This window comes from [Clostridium] symbiosum ATCC 14940, assembly GCF_000466485.1.
Lineage (GTDB): Bacteria > Bacillota > Clostridia > Lachnospirales > Lachnospiraceae > Otoolea > Otoolea symbiosa.
This window is the reverse complement of sequence record NZ_KE992917.1, coordinates 28,595-30,992: the sequence shown is the minus strand read 5'-3', so window position 1 is coordinate 30,992 and position 2,398 is coordinate 28,595. Positions and strand designations below refer to the sequence as shown.

Here is a 2,398-nt window from a genome sequence, read left to right as displayed (position 1 = left end):
ACCTCGCGGAATACATCATGGCTGAACTGTTATCTTTTATGTTTAGCTGCAGGGCCGTTATTTTAGTAATGAATCACCTGGCTGCTTTCCTGAATCCGCTTTACGACTTCACCGGCTTCCTCCGAGAGAAAATACCGCAGGGTGCTTTCAGGGACAAGCACCCGTATCTCTTCAAGCCTGCCTTCATGTATTTTCCGGCGCACCGTGGAAGCGCTGATAACCCCGGATGCAGCCGTCCTTCTTGGGATAATCCGGCATTCCACGCCGGACAAAGGCAGTTCGGCGGCCATAATTTCGTTATATATCCCTGTTACCTGGCTGGCCGGCTCTTCCCCGACATAACGCACCGTGATATCAAGAGATTTGGCAATTTGGCCGAATATAGCAGTATCTAATTTCGCGTGGGTGCGGATTACCGTATCCTTATCCTTCAAAAAGTAGGAGGGAAAGGTGGCATTGGAGATTAGATAGCTTCCGGTCTGATGGAAAACAAGGTTTTTCAGATGGGCGCTGCCTTCCTTTACCAGGTTATAGCGCACATCAAATGGGACGAGGGAAGCATCCTCCGATACAATAAAAACATGAAGCAGACGGCAGGCGGCCGCTGCCGTGGCAAGCAGGTAAAGATGGCCCAGAGTGAAAGGATTGGCATTCATCACCACGGCGCCGACAGGAAGACCTGCCTCCGGTTGCGCGTCTGATTGTTGAACCTGTTCCTGTGTTTCCTGATAAAGGTTATCAAGATAGGAGGCAAAACCGTTTTTTCTGTTTTCCATGAAAACAACTCTGCCGTCCGCGCGGGCAACTTCATAGAAGCCGAGGTCGCGGAAGAAAAGCGCCTTATCATATTTCGTATAGAGAAACAGATTTACCGTTCCCTGTTCGAATTCATATTGGATTAAATGGCTGACCACCTGGTTTAAAAGACCTTCCCCCTGATGACCGGAATCCACGGCCATGCATCGGAGGGTGTTGGCAAAGCAGGAGCCTGTTGCTGCAAGGTTGTAATCGTCGTCGTATAAACCGATGGTGTAATCCAGGTTATCATCGCGTTCAATTCCTTCTTTTTCCAGAAGGGCGTCCAGTTTTTTCATTTCCCTGCGATCGTTATAAAAAATTCGGCTGATGTGATATTCTGACATAAAATTCTCCATTTCCTTTATTAAAGCGGACGACTGACATCCACACTTTTCGCTGTACTTCCAGAACTAAATCCGGTATTCCTAGTATACCGGATTTTGTCTCCGGCCACAAGAGGCCGAATCCGGCTTTTCGATGAACAGTAACGTATATTAGTTGCGGTTCCACCCCGCCAAAAAGCAGCGTGCTGCGAACAATAACACGCTTCGCGATGCACAGAAACGGCAAAAAGCGCCGTTGATTGTGGTGAAAAGTTTACTTTTCATCGCGTCGCGCCGTAAAACTCGGGATTTTCGTGCAAAATGCGCACGAAAACACCTCGCGGAACACAACCGTGTGAACAGTAACGTATATTATTCAAATAAGAACACAGAATATCATAAAAAGAATAAATTTGGAATGAGGAGGACTGCTATGCTGGTGCAGGAATTAAATGAACGGTCACATGATTTTGCTGGTAGAAATAATAAGCAGGAGAAGAAAAGGGAGAATCCGGAGACTCAGAGAATGAAGAACTCCGGTAATGAGCCGGAACAGGAACAACAGAAAATTAAAAATGAGGAGGCCAGGGAAGAACGGATTAAAGAAACCGGCCAGGTACTTCTGGAGGAGGGCGGAGAGGGCGCTCATATCCACCTGATTTCCATCATTGGCGAGATTGAAGGCCATGAAAATCTGTCGGGAAATACAAAGACAACAAAGTATGAGCATATCCTGCCAAAGCTGGCTGAAATAGAAGACAGCAGGGAAGTGGACGGAGTTCTCGTCATGATTAACACGGTTGGCGGCGATGTCAGCTGCGGCCTGGCCCTGGCGGAGATGATTGCCTCCCTGAGCAAACCAACGGTATCCCTTGTAATCGGCGACAGCCATTCTATCGGAGTCCCTCTGGCCGTTGCGACGGATTACTCCTTTATCGTACCCACAGGGACGATGATGATACATCCGGTCAGAATGTCGGGAACCGTGATCGGCGCTGTTCAGACATACGATTATTTTGAAATGATCCAGGACAGAATTCTTAACTTTGTTTCCGGCCATTCCCAAATCGCCTATGATCAATTGAGACGCCTGATGCTCAATACGGAAATGCTGACAAAGGATCTGGGGACTGTCCTGGTCGGCAGCGATGCGGTAAAGGAAGGGCTCATCTGCGAGGTGGGAGGAATCCGTGAGGCTCTTCAAAAATTGAACCGGATGGTTTTAGAGAGAAAAGAGATTTAGATAAGCAGGTGAGGACGCCGCCGCAGGCCAGCGG

At 48.4% G+C, this 2,398-nt stretch carries 2 protein-coding genes; one reads left to right on the top strand and one right to left on the bottom strand.

Translation table 11 applies throughout. From position 1 onward, the window contains the following. Positions 1-62: 62 nt before the first annotated feature. Positions 63-1,142, bottom strand: coding sequence for a [citrate (pro-3S)-lyase] ligase (gene citC, locus CLOSYM_RS11460; protein ID WP_044902376.1), 1,080 nt, complete (start codon positions 1,140-1,142; stop codon positions 63-65). A gap of 412 nt (positions 1,143-1,554) precedes the next feature. Here citC and CLOSYM_RS11455 point away from each other — a divergent pair, with 412 nt between their 5' ends. Continuing rightward, a complete protein-coding gene (locus CLOSYM_RS11455) occupies positions 1,555-2,364 on the top strand; it encodes a ClpP family protease (protein ID WP_044902375.1) in 810 nt (269 codons plus the stop codon). Positions 2,365-2,398: the final 34 nt, after the last annotated feature.

Coding starts and splice junctions, on each gene's coding strand:
- citC (WP_044902376.1), bottom strand. CDS start 1,142: ATGTCAGAATATCACATCAGCCGAATTTTTTATAACGATCGCAGGGAA.
- CLOSYM_RS11455 (WP_044902375.1), top strand. CDS start 1,555: ATGCTGGTGCAGGAATTAAATGAACGGTCACATGATTTTGCTGGTAGA.